Origin of the sequence: Streptomyces sp. NPDC088785 (genome assembly GCF_044750685.1) — a bacterium.
Classification (GTDB): Bacteria; Actinomycetota; Actinomycetes; order Streptomycetales; family Streptomycetaceae; genus Streptomyces.
Map to the genome: position 1 here is coordinate 587,122 of NZ_JBIVKH010000002.1, position 15,607 is coordinate 602,728.

The 15,607-nt window shown below is 69.7% G+C and carries 14 protein-coding genes and 1 riboswitch; of the genes, 10 read left to right on the forward strand and 4 right to left on the reverse strand.

Translation table 11 applies throughout. The annotated features are described in order from the left end of the window. Window positions 1–48 precede the first annotated feature (48 nt). Together ACIP5K_RS08285 and ACIP5K_RS08290 are read right to left on the reverse strand one after the other, a co-directional pair. A complete protein-coding gene (locus ACIP5K_RS08285; RefSeq protein WP_401406649.1) occupies window positions 49–1,560 on the reverse strand; it encodes a hypothetical protein in 1,512 nt (503 codons plus the stop codon). A gap of 112 nt (window positions 1,561–1,672) precedes the next feature. Continuing rightward, window positions 1,673–1,882, reverse strand: a complete 210-nt coding sequence (locus ACIP5K_RS08290) for a hypothetical protein (RefSeq protein ID WP_401406652.1) — start codon at window positions 1,880–1,882, stop codon at window positions 1,673–1,675. A 132-nt stretch (window positions 1,883–2,014) separates the two neighbouring features. Between ACIP5K_RS08290 and ACIP5K_RS08295 the strand changes: the two genes are divergently transcribed. Further along, window positions 2,015–2,989, forward strand: coding sequence for a carbohydrate kinase family protein (locus tag ACIP5K_RS08295; RefSeq protein WP_401406655.1), 975 nt, complete (start codon window positions 2,015–2,017; stop codon window positions 2,987–2,989). A 36-nt stretch (window positions 2,990–3,025) separates the two neighbouring features. On the opposite strand, the gene ACIP5K_RS08300 is transcribed toward ACIP5K_RS08295, so the two are convergent. Then, a complete protein-coding gene (locus ACIP5K_RS08300; RefSeq protein WP_401406658.1) occupies window positions 3,026–4,411 on the reverse strand; it encodes a cysteine desulfurase/sulfurtransferase TusA family protein in 1,386 nt (461 codons plus the stop codon). A gap of 342 nt (window positions 4,412–4,753) precedes the next feature. Here ACIP5K_RS08300 and coxB point away from each other — a divergent pair, with 342 nt between their 5' ends. The 4 genes from coxB to ACIP5K_RS08320 all read left to right on the forward strand — a co-directional run bounded on the left by coxB (window position 4,754) and on the right by ACIP5K_RS08320 (window position 9,234). Continuing rightward, window positions 4,754–5,713, forward strand: a complete 960-nt coding sequence (gene coxB, locus ACIP5K_RS08305; RefSeq protein WP_353942121.1) for a cytochrome c oxidase subunit II — start codon at window positions 4,754–4,756, stop codon at window positions 5,711–5,713. Continuing rightward, window positions 5,710–7,446 carry a cytochrome c oxidase subunit I gene (gene ctaD, locus ACIP5K_RS08310; RefSeq protein WP_401406662.1) on the forward strand — a complete coding sequence of 579 codons (1,737 nt, stop codon included), beginning with the start codon at window positions 5,710–5,712 and terminating at the stop codon, window positions 7,444–7,446. The genes coxB and ctaD overlap by 4 nt, the downstream gene beginning before the upstream one ends. Then, the gene (locus ACIP5K_RS08315) at window positions 7,443–7,841 is read left to right on the forward strand and encodes a cytochrome c oxidase subunit 4 (protein ID WP_111661846.1); all 399 of its coding nucleotides are present in this window, start codon (window positions 7,443–7,445) and stop codon (window positions 7,839–7,841) included. The genes ctaD and ACIP5K_RS08315 overlap by 4 nt, the downstream gene beginning before the upstream one ends. Window positions 7,842–7,983: 142 nt before the next feature. Further along, complete coding sequence (locus ACIP5K_RS08320; RefSeq protein ID WP_401406666.1) at window positions 7,984–9,234, forward strand: Ig-like domain-containing protein; 1,251 nt, start codon at window positions 7,984–7,986, stop codon at window positions 9,232–9,234. 61 nt (window positions 9,235–9,295) lie between these two features. On the opposite strand, the gene ACIP5K_RS08325 is transcribed toward ACIP5K_RS08320, so the two are convergent. Beyond that, entirely contained in the window at window positions 9,296–9,697 is a 402-nt protein-coding gene (locus ACIP5K_RS08325; RefSeq protein WP_401406669.1) for a hypothetical protein, read from the reverse strand. A gap of 185 nt (window positions 9,698–9,882) precedes the next feature. On the opposite strand from ACIP5K_RS08325, the gene ACIP5K_RS08330 reads away from it, so the two are divergent. From ACIP5K_RS08330 to trpD, 5 genes are all read left to right on the forward strand, one after another. After that, window positions 9,883–10,503, forward strand: a complete 621-nt coding sequence (locus tag ACIP5K_RS08330) for a heme-copper oxidase subunit III (protein WP_026246331.1) — start codon at window positions 9,883–9,885, stop codon at window positions 10,501–10,503. An 81-nt stretch (window positions 10,504–10,584) separates the two neighbouring features. Continuing rightward, the gene (locus ACIP5K_RS08335) at window positions 10,585–11,394 is read left to right on the forward strand and encodes a c-type cytochrome (protein WP_401406672.1); all 810 of its coding nucleotides are present in this window, start codon (window positions 10,585–10,587) and stop codon (window positions 11,392–11,394) included. After that, window positions 11,391–12,446, forward strand: a complete 1,056-nt coding sequence (locus tag ACIP5K_RS08340) for a Rieske 2Fe-2S domain-containing protein (RefSeq protein WP_401406675.1) — start codon at window positions 11,391–11,393, stop codon at window positions 12,444–12,446. The genes ACIP5K_RS08335 and ACIP5K_RS08340 overlap by 4 nt, the downstream gene beginning before the upstream one ends. Next, on the forward strand, window positions 12,443–14,080 hold the full coding sequence (locus tag ACIP5K_RS08345; protein ID WP_401406678.1) for a cytochrome bc complex cytochrome b subunit: 1,638 nt from the start codon (window positions 12,443–12,445) through the stop codon (window positions 14,078–14,080). The genes ACIP5K_RS08340 and ACIP5K_RS08345 overlap by 4 nt, the downstream gene beginning before the upstream one ends. Window positions 14,081–14,221: 141 nt before the next feature. After that, window positions 14,222–15,286, forward strand: a complete 1,065-nt coding sequence (trpD, locus tag ACIP5K_RS08350; protein WP_401406681.1) for an anthranilate phosphoribosyltransferase — start codon at window positions 14,222–14,224, stop codon at window positions 15,284–15,286. Between the two features lie 86 nt (window positions 15,287–15,372). Further along, a riboswitch (SAM riboswitch) is annotated at window positions 15,373–15,490 on the forward strand. Window positions 15,491–15,607 lie beyond the last annotated feature (117 nt).

A 15,607-nucleotide genomic window follows, 5' to 3' on the forward strand; every position in this document is an offset into this window, starting at 1 on the left:
ACCCCCACGGGGTGCCGCAGCCCTTTTGTCATGAGGCGGTGGCGGACGCTAGTCGCGCGGCGCCGGTCCGCCGCCCGGCTGGTTCTTCTCCGCGGCCGGCACCGCCGCTCCGGCCGTGGAGACGACCTTGCGCCCGTCGAGCGGGGCGTCGAGCGTCACCGGCAGCGTGTAGAACTTCGCCATCTTCACGCAGACGGTCCCCTTCCGCTGGGTCCCGGTGACCCGCACGGTCACCGCCTTCCCCGACTCGTCCGCCGACGCCCGGTACGTGGCACACACGCCGCCCGTGAAGTGCAGGGTCAGCTTCTTCCCCGACGCGTCCGCGCGGTACCCCTGCACCCGCACGTCACGGACCTCGGACCCCGGCGCCGACCCCGAGGCCGAGTCCGAGGCCGACGGCTGCGGCGGCGCCGTCGAACTCCCCGGCGCCGTCAGGTACTTCGGCGCGACGGCCGGATGGGTCACCGTCATCGGACGCCCGGCCCCCGGCCGCTCCACGGTGAACAGCCACGACGGCACGAGCGCCTGCTCGCCGCCGGTGGCGTACGCGGCCAGCCCGAACCTGGCGCCGGTGACGCGCACCGTCGTCGACGCGGGCGGCCGCTGCGACGACGGCGTGCAGCCCGGACCGCCGCCGGCGGCGGGGGAGTCGCCGTCCAGCGGCACCGCGCTCGCGCACGCGTCGGCCGGCACCCGTCCGCCCGCCGACCCGCCGTTCATGTTCCGCAGCGTCTCCCGCGCGCCGACCGTCGGATACGTGACGCCCTCGACCGGCGCCTTCAGCTGCCCGCTACCGCCCACGACCTGGCCGTCGGCGCCGACCTGGATCCCGGTCGACCAGCCGTACGTCGGCAGGCCGCCCACCTCCGGATCGGCGTTCACCACCCGGGTGGCGCCCATGACCTGGCTCGCGTCGAGCTTCGCGCTCCGCTGCCCGAGCGCGTCGAGCACCGGCGCCGCGGCCTTCCGCGCCGCCGCCCCGCTCACCGCGTCCCGCTCGTCCCCGCTGCCCACCCCGCCCGCGCAGCCCGCGGCGCCCGGACACTTCTTCCCGGTCGCCGACGGCGCATAGCGCGCGTACGTCCAGGTGCCCGGCGCCTTCCCGGTCACCTCCAGGGACGGACCCGAGCCGTCCGGCGTCCCTCCCAGCCGCCAGGTCCCGCCCCGCAGCCTCGGGGTGCCGGCCACGTCGAGCGCCCTGCCCAGCGCCGCCACCTCGGCGGCGGTCACCGAGCCCGTCGCCCGGTACACCGGCGCCTCGTCCGGTCCGTCGGGCAGCGCACCGCCGGCCTCGTACCGCGAGCCGTTCGGATCCGGCTCGCCCGGCGCGATCCCGTTCGACGCCCCCGGACCGCCGCCCTCGCCGAAACCGTCCAGGGCCAGCGGCGGGGGAGCGCCGCCGCTCCCGGCGCCGTCCGTGCGTCCCGGGTCGTCGTCCGACACGGTCGTCGCCCAGTACGCGCCGCCGCCCCCGGCCAGGAGGACGGCCGCCAGGGCCGAGGCGACCGCCAGCGAGCGCCGCCGCCCGTGCCGCTCCCGCGTCCGCTCTTCGGTGCTCACCGCATCGCTCCTTCGCCTTCTGCGTCGTCTCCGGTGTCCGCACGACGGTGGACACCGGACGGGACAGCGATGGGACGTGGCAGGGGAGCGCGCGGTTCCCTCCCGTGCGCCGTCAGTGGTCGAAACCGGCCAGGGAGTCGACGAGCCGGGCGGACGAATCGGGCACCACGACCCCGTGGATCCCGGCCGCGCCGACCACCGCCACCCGCGACTCCACCTCCCAGGGCGCCCGCGGCAGCACCCAGTGCGGCACCATCCGGGCACAGTCGCCGCGCAGCGCGGCCAGTCCGTCCTGCGTCAAGAAGGAAACGTCGTAGGTCATGTACGCACCGTAGGCACGCGGCGTCTCCGGAAAAAAGGCCTACTATCAGGTAGTTTCCGCACTTCAGGGGGAGGGCGTCGACCGGGTAGCGTGAACTGTCAACCGCCGCCCCTCAGGAAGCGTGTTCCCGCCGTGCGAATCGCAGTCACCGGCTCCATCGCCACCGACCATCTGATGACCTTCCCCGGCCGCTTCGCCGACCAGTTCGTCGCCGACCAGCTGCACACGGTCTCCCTCTCCTTCCTCGTCGACAACCTCGACGTGCGCCGGGGCGGGGTCGGCGCCAACATCGCCTTCGGCATGGGCCAGCTCGGCACGGGCCCGGTGCTCGTCGGCGCGGCCGGCTCCGACTTCGACGAGTACCGCGCCTGGCTCGACCGCCACGGCGTGGACACCACGTCGGTCCGGATCTCCGAGACGCTGCACACGGCCCGCTTCGTGTGCACCACGGACGCCGACCACAACCAGATCGGCTCCTTCTACACCGGCGCGATGAGCGAGGCCCGCCTCATCGAGCTGAAGACCGTCGCCGACCGGGTGGGCGGCCTCGACCTCGTCCTCATCGGCGCCGACGACCCGGAGGCGATGCTGCGGCACACCGAGGAGTGCCGCAGCCGCGGCATCCCCTTCGCCGCCGACTTCTCGCAGCAGATCGCGCGCATGGGCGGCGACGAGATCCGCACCCTGCTCGACGGCGCCACCTACCTCTTCTCGAACGAGTACGAGAAGGGGCTCATCGAGTCGAAGACCGGCTGGAGCGAGGCCGAGATCCTCGGCAAGGTCGGCCACCGCGTCACCACCCTCGGCGCGCGCGGCGTGCGCATCGAGCGCGTCGGCGAGGAGCCCGTCGAGGTCGGCTGCCCGGACGAGGAGGCCAAGGTCGACCCGACCGGCGTCGGCGACGCGTTCCGCGCGGGCTTCCTGTCCGGCCTCACCTGGGGCGTCTCCCTGGAGCGCGCGGCCCAGGTCGGCTGCATGCTCGCCACGCTGGTCATCGAGACCCTCGGCACCCAGGAGTACGCGCTGCGCCGCGTCCCCTTCATGGAGCGCTTCCGCAAGGCCTACGGGGACGCCGCCGCCGAGGAGGTCGAGTCGTACCTCGGCTGAGGTGAGCCCCGCCGGGGGCGCGGTTCCCCGCGCCCCTCAGGCGGCGCCGCCCCTGCGGACCCGGTAGGAGACGGCGCCGTCGGCGCCCGGCACGGCCCCCAGATACGTGTGGCCCTGCGTGAAGCACCACGCCGGAATGTCCACGGCGGCGACCTCGTCGTCGGCGGTCACGGTCACGGTGCCCCCGGCCCGGACCCGGCCGATCGCGCGGGCCAGCTCGATGACCGGCTGCGGGCAGGTCAGGCCCAGCGCGTCCACGGTGACGGCGTCCGCGTCCCCCGGCGCCGGGGCGGCCGGCGCCCCGAGCCGGTCGCGCACCTCGCGCACCACGCCCGGCAGCACGTCGAGGAACCGCTCGACCTCCGACTCCGGCGTCCCGAGCGGCAGCGACACCCGCACGTTCCCCTCGCTCACCACCCCCATGGCCCGCAGCACGTGGCTGGGCGTCAGCGTGCTGCTGGTGCAGGACGAACCCGACGACACCGAGAAGCCGGCCCGGTCCAGGCCGTGCAGCAGGCTCTCCCCGTCCACGTACAGGCACGAGAACGTCAGCAGGTGCGGCAGCCGGCGCACCGGGTCCCCGACGACCTCCACGTCCGGCACCAGCCGGGGCAGCCGGGCCCGCAGCAGGTCCGTCAGCCCGCGCAGCCGCGCCGCCTCCGCGGCGGCCTCGGCGCGGACCGCCCGCAGCGACGCCGCGGCGGCCACGATGCCCGGGATGTTCTCGAACCCCGGCGCCCGGCCCGACTCGCGCTCGTCCCCGGGCCCTTGGGGCGCGAACCGCACCCCCTTCCGCACGGCGAGCAGCCCGACCCCGGCGGGCCCGCCCCACTTGTGGGCGCTGCCCGCCAGCAGCGACCAGGCGCCCGGCACCGGCCCCCACGCCAGCGACTGCGCGGCGTCCACGAAGAGCGGCACACCGGCCGCCCGGCAGGCGTCGGCGGCCTCCTCGACCGGCTGCACGGTGCCCACCTCGTGGTTGGCGGACTGGAGACAGGCCAGGGCGGTGTCCGCGCGCAGCGCCTCCCGGAAGGCCCCGGCCGGCACCGCGCCGGAGCGCTCCACGCCCACTTCGGACACCGAACCGCCGTGTCGCTCGTGGGCCGCGGCCGAATGGAGTACGGCCGAGTGCTCCACCGCCGATACCACCACGTGCTGTCCGACACGCCGACGTGCGGCGAGTGCGCCGGCGACCGCGGTGTGCACGGAGGCCGTTCCCGAGGGGGTGAAGACCAGCTCGTCGGCCCGGCAGCCGACGGCCTCCGCGGCCGTCTCGCGGGCGGCGTCGAGCAGCATCCGGGCCCGCCGCCCCTCCCGGTACAGCCGGGACGGATCGGCCCAGCCCTCGTCCAGAGCGGCGTGCAGGGCCTGACGGGCCACGGGATGCAGGGGCGCGGCCGAGGCCACATCGAAGTACGACACGCAGTGAGGCTAGAACGCGGGCCCGGGGAACCGCCGCGCAGGGGCGCGGGGGACCGCGCGGACGGCCGTGCCCGGCCCGCCCCCGCCCACCGGACAAATCCCCCGCCCGCAGGAGGCCCCCGACCCCCCGTCAGAAACCTCCCGGAGCAGGCACATCCCACCCTTCGGAGTGACCCGCGGCGCGTTAGGCACCCTCCCCGCGCGACCCCAAATAGCGTCCAGTAGGGTTTGGTCCGCATAAACATCCAAACCCCTGCCCGTGTGCCAGGGCGGCGAGCGACCAGCGAGATGGCGGCCGTAGCCAACCAAAGAGCGCGGGCGAGACTCTCGGGAAGGCGCTACGTGAGTCCCAACGGCTCCGACCGCTCGTCGCGGCGCCCGATGCGGCGGAAGCTGCCGCAGGTGCTGACTGCGGGCCTGATCCTGGTAACCGCTACCGGTTGCACATACAAGGACTTCCCTCGTCTTGGTATGCCCACCCCGGTGACGGAAGAAGGTCCTCGGATCCTCTCCCTCTGGCAGGGCTCGTGGGCGGCAGCGCTCGCCACGGGCGTGCTGGTGTGGGGGCTGATCCTGTGGAGCATCATCTTCCACCGGCGCAGCCGCACCAAGATCGAGGTTCCGACCCAGACCCGGTACAACATGCCCCTCGAGGCGCTGTACACGGTGGTTCCGCTCATCATCGTCTCGGTCCTCTTCTATTTCACGGCTCGAGACGAGTCGAAGCTCCTCAAGCTCTCCGACAAGCCGGACGTGACCGTCAACGTCGTCGGCTACCAGTGGAGCTGGGGCTTCAACTACGTCGAGAACGTGCCCGGCGTCTCCGGTGACGCGAAGACCTCCGAGGAGCTCTCGGGAATCCCCGAGCGCTTCAAGAAGGACTTCCCGGCCAACGCCGGCGGTGTCTACGAGGTCGGTACCCCCGGTACGCGGAACCCGCAGACCAACAACCCCGGCCCGACCCTCTGGCTCCCCAAGGGCAAGAAGGTCCGGTTCGTCCTCACTTCGCGTGACGTCATCCACTCCTTCTGGGTGGTGCCGTTCCTCATGAAGCAGGACGTCATCCCGGGCCACACCAACTCCTTCGAGGTGACCCCCAACAAGGAGGGGACCTTCCTGGGCAAGTGCGCCGAGCTCTGCGGCGTCGACCACTCCCGGATGCTGTTCAACGTGAAGGTCGTCTCTCCGGAGAAGTACGAGCAGCACCTCAAGGACCTCGCGAAGAAGGGGCAGACCGGTTACGTCCCGTCTGGCATCGCCCAGACGGAGCACGAGAAGAACCGGGAGACGAAGACAACGTGAGCATCCTCAATGAACCCCAGGGTGCCGCGGCAGCAGACGACTCGTACGAGAACGAGCTGCCGGCCCGGCCCAAGCGCCCCGGCGCGACGGTGATCAAGTGGCTGACCACCACTGACCACAAGACGATCGGCACGCTGTACCTGGTCACCTCGTTCGCGTTCTTCTGCATCGGCGGACTGATGGCGCTCTTCATGCGCGCCGAGCTGGCCCGTCCCGGCACGCAGATCATGTCGAACGAGCAGTTCAACCAGGCGTTCACGATGCACGGCACGATCATGCTGCTGATGTTCGCGACGCCGCTGTTCGCGGGCTTCGCGAACTGGATCATGCCGTTGCAGATCGGCGCCCCCGACGTCGCGTTCCCGCGGCTGAACATGTTCGCCTACTGGCTGTACCTGTTCGGCTCGCTGATCGCGGTGGGTGGCTTCCTCACCCCGCAGGGCGCGGCCGACTTCGGCTGGTTCGCCTACAGCCCGCTGTCGGACGCCGTCCGCTCGCCGGGCATCGGCGCCGACATGTGGATCATGGGTCTGGCCTTCTCCGGCTTCGGCACGATCCTCGGCTCGGTCAACTTCATCACCACGATCATCTGCATGCGCGCTCCCGGCATGACGATGTTCCGCATGCCGATCTTCGTCTGGAACGTCCTGCTGACCGGTGTCCTGGTCCTGCTGGCCTTCCCGGTCCTCGCGGCCGCGCTGTTCGCCCTGGAGGCGGACCGCAAGTTCGGTGCCCATGTGTTCGACGCCGCGAACGGCGGCGCGCTCCTATGGCAACACCTCTTCTGGTTCTTCGGACACCCAGAGGTGTACATCATCGCCCTGCCCTTCTTCGGAATCATTTCCGAAGTGATCCCGGTGTTCTCGAGAAAGCCGATGTTCGGCTACTCGGGTCTCATCGGGGCCACCATCGCCATCGCCGGTCTGTCGGTGACGGTGTGGGCGCACCACATGTACGTCACCGGTGGCGTGCTGCTCCCGTTCTTCTCCTTCATGACGTTCCTGATCGCCGTACCGACAGGCGTGAAGTTCTTCAACTGGATCGGAACGATGTGGAAGGGCTCGCTGTCCTTCGAGACACCGATGCTCTGGGCGATCGGCTTCCTGATCACCTTCACCTTCGGCGGTCTGACCGGTGTGATCCTGGCGGCCCCGCCGCTGGACTTCCACATCTCCGACTCGTACTTCGTGGTGGCGCACTTCCACTACGTCGTCTTCGGAACGGTCGTCTTCGCGATGTTCGCCGGCTTCCACTTCTGGTGGCCGAAGTTCACCGGCAAGATGCTGGACGAGCGGCTCGGCAAGATCACGTTCTGGACGCTGTTCTGCGGCTTCCACGGCACGTTCCTGGTGCAGCACTGGCTGGGTGTCGAGGGCATGCCGCGCCGGTACGCGGACTACCTCGCGGCCGACGGCTTCACCGCCCTGAACACGATCTCGACGATCTCCTCGTTCGTGCTCGGTCTGTCGATCCTGCCGTTCTTCTACAACGTGTGGAAGACCGCCAAGTACGGCAAGAAGATCGAGGTCGACGACCCGTGGGGCTACGGCCGCTCGCTCGAGTGGGCCACCTCCTGCCCGCCGCCGCGGCACAACTTCCTCACCCTGCCGCGCATCCGTTCGGAATCGCCGGCGTTCGACCTGCATCACCCTGAGATCGCGGCCCTGGACCAGCTGGAGAACTCCGGCCACGGCTCCAAGGCCCTCGCTGGCGGCAAGGAGGCCGGCAAGTGAAGGTCCAAGGCAAGATGTTCATCTGGCTGAGCCTCTTCGTCCTGATCATGGCGGCCGTGTACGGCGTCTGGTCGAAGGAGCCGGCCGGTACGACGGCGCTCTTCCTGGCGTTCGGCCTGTGCATCATGATCGGCTACTACCTGGCCTTCACGGCCCGGCGGGTCGACACCGGTGCCCAGGACAACAAGGAGGCCGACGTCGCGGACGACGCCGGCGAGGTGGGCTTCTTCAGCCCGCACTCCTGGCAGCCGCTCTCCCTGGCCGTCGGTGGCGCCCTCGCCTTCCTGGGCGTCGTCTTCGGCTGGTGGCTGCTGTACTTCGCCAGCCCGGTGATCCTGTTCGGCCTGTGGGGCTGGGTCTTCGAGTACTACCGCGGAGAGAACCAGAACCAGTAGGGCGGACCGCGTTCCGAACTGCCGTGCGCGAAGGGCCCGGACACCCCCGAGAGGGGGCGTCCGGGCCCTTCCGTGTGTCCGACATGCCCCGTGCGGCCCAATCACCGCGCCACGGGTGATGAACCTTCATACGGTTCTGTTCATGAACCACTCACCGCGCATCCGTACGGTTCTGGGCTGCACCCTCGGTGTGGCGGCCCTCGGTGCGGGCCTCACGGCCTGCGGCAGCTCCTCGCACCCGCTCTCCGCCGCGCCGTACGACGCGGCGGACCAGATCGCCTTCAGCGGGCCCGTGGGAGCCAAGAAGGCGGATCCGGACAAGCCGCTGGAAGTCACCGCACAGGGCGACGAGGCACGCATCACCGATGTGACCGCCACAGACGCCATGGGCCGCTTCGTCGCGGGCGAACTCGCCGCCGACGGACGCCGGTGGCACTCCACCGCTCCGCTGGCCGCAGAGGCCCAGTACACGGTCCGGGTCTCCACCGAGGACGAGGACGGCGCCCAGGGGCGCAAGGTGCTCACCTTCGAGACCGGCAACCCGACCAAGGAGAAGGCCCTCAAGGTCACCTTCGGTCCCGACGCGGGCAAGTACGGCGTGGGCCAGCCCCTGGTCGCCGAGCTGAACAAGCCCGTCAAGGACAAGAAGGCCCGCGCCATCGTGGAGCGGTCCCTGAAGGTCGAGTCCAAGCCGGCCGTGGACGGCTCCTGGTACTGGGTGGACAGCAAGGAACTGCACTTCCGCCCCAAGGAGTACTGGCCCGCCCACGCGACCATCACGGCCCGCAGCAACCTCCAGGGCATCAAGGTCACCGACCGGCTGTGGGGCGGCGCGTCCAAGCCGCTGACCATCACCACCGGCGACAAGCTGGTCGCCATCACCGACGCCGGCTCGCACTACATGACCGTGTACCGCAACGGGGAGGAGATCAACTCCATCCCGATCACCACGGGCAAGCCCGGCTTCGAGACCCGCAACGGCACCAAGGTCGTGCTCGGCCAGGAGTACTACGTACAGATGCGCGGCACCAGCATCGGCATCGCCGAGGGCTCGTCGGACTCGTACAACCTGCCCGTGTACTACGCCACCCGGGTCACCTGGAGCGGTGAATACGTGCACGCCGCCCCGTGGTCCACCGGCTCCCAGGGCGCCGAGAACGTCAGCCACGGCTGCACCGGCATGAGCACCGGGAACGCCGAGTGGTTCTTCGACACCTTCCGCAAGGGTGACATCGTCAAGGTCGTCAACAGCTACGGCGACGACATGGACCCCTTCGGCAACGGCTTCGGGGACTGGAACCTCGGCTGGAAGGACTGGAGCGAGGGCAGCGCCCTCGCCGACCCGGACACGCCCGACCCGGCCCGGCAGGCGCGGCTCAGCCCGCAGCTCTGAGCACGCCGGATGTGAGACTTCCGACTCCCGTACGCGCACCGCGTACGGGAGTCGCGGGCCGTCAGGCCCCCACGGCCTGCCGCGTGCGGAGCAGGGCGGCCAGCGCGGCGGCGAATTCGACCGGTTCGACCGGAAGGGTCACCGCGGCCTCCGCGCGGCTCCAGGTGGCCAGCCAGGCGTCCTGCGGGCGGCCGATCAGGAGCAGCACCGGCGGGCAGCGGAAGACCTCGTCCTTGATCTGCCGGCAGACCCCCATGCCCCCGGCCGGCACGGCCTCGCCGTCCAGCACGCACACGTCGATCCCGCCCCGGTCCAGCTCCTTCAGCACCGCGGGGAGCGTCGCGCACTCGACGAACTGGACCTCCGGAGCGTCGGACGCGGGCCTGCGGCCGGCCGCGAGCCGGACCTGCTCGCGCGTGTTGGCGTCGTCGCTGTAGACCAGAACCGTCGCGGTCGACTGCATCGTTCCTCCGAGGCGTCGTGTGTCGAGGGGCTTCCCAGGGCGTCTTAGGCGCGGAGCCTACTCCTCCCGACACCCCGTCAACACCGGTTCGCGCACGCCTCCGATGGGCCATATGGGCTGGACACACCCCCCAGACACTCCGAACGGCACCCCCCGGAGTGAGGGCGAGATAAGCGACCGACATAATGTCGGTCGTGGCGACAGCAACGACAGTAGAAACCGGGCACGCGCACCCGTCGGTCAATCGACCGAACCTCACCAGCGTCGGAACCATCATCTGGCTGAGTTCCGAGCTGATGTTCTTCGCGGCCCTCTTCGCGATGTACTTCACCCTGCGATCGGTGACAGGACCGGATCACTGGAAGGAAATGGCGTCCAGCCTGAACCTTCCGTTCTCCGCGACGAACACCACGATCCTGGTGCTCTCCTCCCTGACCTGCCAGCTCGGCGTCTTCGCCGCCGAGCGCGGGGACGTGAAGAAGCTCCGGATGTGGTTCATCGTCACCTTCATCATGGGTGCGATCTTCATCGGCGGTCAGGTCTTCGAGTACACCGAGCTGGTCAAGAAGGACGGGCTTTCGCTCTCGTCCGACCCGTACGGCTCGGTGTTCTACCTGACCACCGGCTTCCACGGCATGCACGTGACAGGTGGCCTCATCGCCTTCCTGTTCGTCCTCGGCAGGACGTACGCGGCCCGGAAGTTCACCCACGAACAGGCGACCGCCGCCATCGTCGTGTCCTATTACTGGCACTTCGTCGACGTCGTCTGGATCGGCCTCTTCGCCACGATCTACCTGATCAAGTAGTTCGACGATCACAGCATCGGGCGAAGCACCCGACACATTCCAGAAGCACCGACGCAGAAGATCCTGACACCGGGGTAATCCGTGAAAAAGCTCTCCGCACGACGACGCCATCCGCTGGCGGCGGTCGTCGTCCTACTCCTCGCGCTGGCGGCCACCGGGGGGCTGTACGCCGCGTTCGCGCCCGCGGACAAGGCGCAGGCCGACGAAACCGCCCAGTCCCTCGCCATCGACGAGGGCAAGAAGCTCTACTCCGTGGGCTGCGCCAGCTGCCACGGAACCGGCGGTGAGGGCACATCCGACGGGCCGCAGCTCGTGGGCGTCGGCTCCGCCGCCGTCGACTTCCAGGTCGGCACCGGCCGGATGCCGGCCCAGCAGCCGGGCGCCCAGGTCCCGAAGAAGAAGGTCATCTACTCGCAGGCCGAGATCGACCAGCTCGCCGCGTACATCGCCTCCCTCGGCGCCGGTCCGGTCGCGCCGACCCGGGAGGACTACGACCCGAGCGGGGCGGACGTCGCCAAGGGCGGCGAACTGTTCCGCACGAACTGCGCCCAGTGCCACAACTTCACCGGTGAAGGTGGCGCACTGACGCACGGCAAGTTCGCACCGAGCCTCGAGGGCGTCAGCCCGAAGCACATCTACGAGGCCATGCAGACCGGCCCGCAGAACATGCCGTCCTTCCCGGACACGACGATGACCAAGCAGAACAAGAAGGACATCATCGCGTACCTCGACGCGGTCAACGGTGACAAGTCCGAGAGCCCCGGTGGCCTCAAGCTGGGCGGGCTCGGCCCGGTCAGCGAGGGTCTGTTCGCCTGGATCTTCGGTCTCGGCGCCCTGATCGCCGTCGCCATCTGGGTTGCCGCTCGGACCGCAAAGGCCAAGAAGTCATGAGTAGCCAAGACATTCCAGAAGAGAACCTGCCGGCAGAGCAGGGTGCCGGGCACGGCGCCGTGGAGCCGGCGAAGGACAACCCCTTCGCCGACCCGGGCCTGCCCCCGCACGAGCACCGCATCCAGGACATCGACGAGCGGGCCGCCCGGCGGTCCGAGCGTGTCGTGGCGATGCTGTTCACCGTCTCGATGCTGGCCACCATCGGCTTCATCGCGTCGTATGTGACCATCGGCGCCCACACGAGCGTCTACATCTTCCCTCTGGGGCACATCAGCGCGCTCAACTTCGCCCTGGGCACCACCCTGGGCGTGGCGCTGTTCTGCATCGGCGCGGGCGCGGTCCACTGGGCCCGCACCCTGATGTCGGACGTCGAGGTCGCGCAGGAGCGCCACCCGATCGAGGCCGAGCCCGAGGTCAAGGCCAAGGTTCTGGCCGACTTCGCGGACGGCGCGCGGGAGTCCCAGTTCGGCCGGCGCAAGCTGATCCGCAACACGATGTTCGGCGCGCTGGCCCTGGTGCCGCTCTCCGGCGTCGTCCTGCTGCGCGACCTCGGCCCGCTGCCCGAGAAGAAGCTCCGCACCACGGCCTGGAAGAAGGGCCTGAAGCTCGTCAACATGAACACGAACGAGCCGCTGCGCGCTTCGGACATCGCGGTCGGCTCGCTCACCTTCGCCAAGCCCGAGGGCCTGGAGGAGCACGACGAGGAGTTCCAGAAGGAGATCGCCAAGGCGGCTCTGATGCTGGTCCGTCTCCAGCCGGAGAACATCAAGGACAAGCAGGAGCTCGAGTGGTCGCACGAGGGTGTGGTCGCGTACTCCAAGATCTGCACCCACGTCGGCTGCCCGATCTCGCTGTACGAGCAGCAGACGCACCACGTGCTCTGCCCCTGCCACCAGTCCACCTTCGACCTCTCCGACGGTGCCCGGGTCATCTTCGGCCCGGCCGGTCACGCCCTTCCGCAGCTGCACATCGCCGCTGACGCCGAGGGTTACCTCGTGGCGCAGGGCGACTTCGCGGAGCCCGTCGGTCCTGCCTTCTGGGAGCGCGGATGAGTACTGCGACCACCAACGACGCGCCTTCTCGCGAGAAGGCACCGGCCGGCGAGCGGGTGGCCGACTGGGCGGACGGACGCCTCGGGATCTACTCCCTGGCCAAGTCCAACATGCGCAAGATCTTCCCGGACCACTGGTCCTTCATGCTCGGCGAGATCTGCCTCTACAGCTTCATCATCATCATCCTCACGGGTGTGTACCTGACCCTGTTCTTCCACCCGTCGATGAACGAGGTGGAGTACCACGGCAGCTACATCCCGCTGCAGGGCCAGCTGATGTCCGAGGCGTTCAACTCGACCATGCACATCTCCTTCGATGTGCGCGGTGGCCTGCTGATCCGGCAGATCCACCACTGGGCGGCGCTGATCTTCCTCGCCGGCATGTTCGTGCACATGATGCGCGTGTTCTTCACGGGTGCGTTCCGCAAGCCGCGTGAGGTCAACTGGCTGTTCGGCTTCCTGCTGTTCGTCCTGGGCATGTTCACCGGCTTCACCGGTTACTCGCTCCCCGACGACCTGCTGTCCGGCACCGGTGTGCGCTTCATGGAGGGCGCGGTCCTGTCCGTGCCGATCGTGGGCACGTACCTGTCGTTCTTCCTGTTCGGCGGCGAGTTCCCGGGCGGCGACTTCGTCGCGCGGTTCTACTCGGTCCACATCCTCCTGCTGCCGGGCATCATGCTCGGCCTGGTGGTGGCCCACCTGATCCTGGTCTTCTACCACAAGCACACGCAGTTCGCGGGTGCCGGCAAGACCAACAAGAACGTCGTGGGCATGCCCCTGCTGCCGGTCTACATGGCCAAGGCGGGCGGCTTCTTCTTCCTGGTCTTCGGTGTCATCGCGGTGGTCGCGGCGATCGCCTCGATCAACCCGATCTGGGCCATCGGCCCGTACCGCCCGGACCAGGTGTCGACCGGCGCCCAGCCCGACTGGTACATGGGCTTCTCCGAGGGCCTGATCCGCGTCATGCCGGGCTGGGAGATCAACCTCTGGGGTCACACGCTCGTCCTGGGTGTGTTCATCCCGCTGGTGATCTTCCCGCTGGTCCTGGTCGCGATCGCGGTCTACCCGTTCATCGAGTCCTGGGTCACCGGCGACAAGCGCGAGCACCACATCCTGGACCGCCCGCGCAACGCGCCGACCCGCACCGCCTTCGGCGCCGCGTGGATCTCCTGGTACTTCGTGCTGATGATCGGTGGTGGCAACGACCTCTGGGCCACGCACTTCCACCTGTCGATCAACGCGATCACCTGGTTCGTCCGCGTCAGCTTCTTCGTGATGCCGATCGTGGTCTTCATCGCCACCAAGCGGATCTGCCTCGGCCTCCAGCGCCGCGACAAGGACAAGGTGCTGCACGGGCGCGAGTCCGGCATCATCAAGCGCCTGCCGCACGGTGAGTTCGTCGAGGTCCACGAGCCGCTCGACCCCGAGTCCCTGCACGCGCTCACCGCGCACGAGCAGTACCGGCCCGTCGAGATCGGCCCGGGCGTCGACGAGAACGGTGTGGAGCGCAAGGTGTCGCGTACGCAGAAGCTGCGCGCGAAGCTGTCGAAGGGCTACTACGGGGAGCACAACCAGATCCCCAAGCCCACCGCCGAGGAGTACAAGGAGATCACCAGCGGCCACGGCCACCACTGATCCCCGAGGTTCGAACTCCGAAGCCGTTCGCCACGGCAGGAGCCCCCGTCCAGGCACTGGACGGGGGCTCTTTGCCGTCCGCACGGCTCGATAAGGTGGGTTCGTTCCCCACGTCGTACCGACAACACCACAGGAGCGGCCATGAGCGCTTTGACCCCCGCTGGAGGCGACACCGCGGCGGGCCGTTCCTGGCCCAGTGTGCTGAACGGGCTGCTGGACGGGCGTGACCAGAGCGCCGACGACACCGCCTGGGCGATGGACCGCATCATGACCGGCGAGGCGACCGACGCGCAGATCGCCGCGTTCGTGGTCGCGCTGCGCGCCAAGGGCGAGACGGTCGAGGAGATCACCGGCCTGGTCCGCGCCATGTACGCGCACGCCAACACCATCGAGGTGCCCGGCGAGAGCGTCGACATCGTGGGCACGGGCGGCGACGGCGCGAAGACCGTGAACATCTCCACCATGTCCGCCATCGTGATCGCGGGCACCGGCACCAAGGTCGTCAAGCACGGCAACCGCGCGGCCTCGTCCGCCTCCGGCTCCTCCGACGTCCTGGAGAAGCTGGGCGTCAATCTGGACCTGGCGCCGTCCCGCGTCCCCCAGGTGGCGGAGGAGGCGGGCATCACCTTCTGCTTCGCCGTCAAGTTCCACCCCGCCCTGCGGTACGCGGGCGCGGCCCGCGGGCAGATCGGCATCCGTACGGTGTTCAACCTGCTGGGCCCGCTGACCAACCCGGCCCGGGTGAAGGCGCAGGCCGTCGGGGTCGCCGACGCGCGGATGGCGCCGGTGGTGGCCGGGGTCTTCGCCGAGCGCGGCAACTCCTCGCTGGTCTTCCGCGGCGACGACGGACTCGACGAACTGACCATCACCGGGACCTCCCGGATCTGGGCGGTGCGCGACGGAGCCGTCCGCGAGGAGGTCTTCGACCCGCGCGACGTCGGCATCGAGCCCGTCGGCATCGAGGCGCTGCGCGGCGGCGACCCGTCGTTCAACGCCGAGGTCGCCCGGCGCGTCCTCGACGGGGAGCGGGGGCCGGTGCGGGACGCCGTGCTGCTGAACTCCGCCGCCGCGCTGGTCGCCGTGCGCCCCGGCGCCGGCGCGCTCGCCGAGCAGATCCGGGCCGGCATGGAGCGGGCCGCCGAGTCCATCGACTCCGGTGCCGCGAAGGCGACCCTGGAACGGTGGGTCGTCGCCAGCAACCGCTGAGTGCGGCGCGGGGCGCGGTCCGGCCCGTCTCAGGAGATGGACCGCGCCCTTGCCGTACCGCGAAGGTGTGGCAAGATGCTTTTCAAGGTCATGAGTGACAGCGATCGAGGCCCCAGCCCGCTGTCCGGCAACCCTCCGTCCGTGGCGGGGTGCCCTGGGTGAAGACCAGGCCGTAGGCAGCGAGGTCTATGGCAAGCGCGGACCCCTGCACACCCTGGGGTCCTGGTCCTCGAGGGAGCAGTCTCGTGAGCAAGCGAATGCGCTAGGGCACTCCGCCCCTTCACCACACCTCCGCACGGCACGACACGTCAGCGCCCTGCG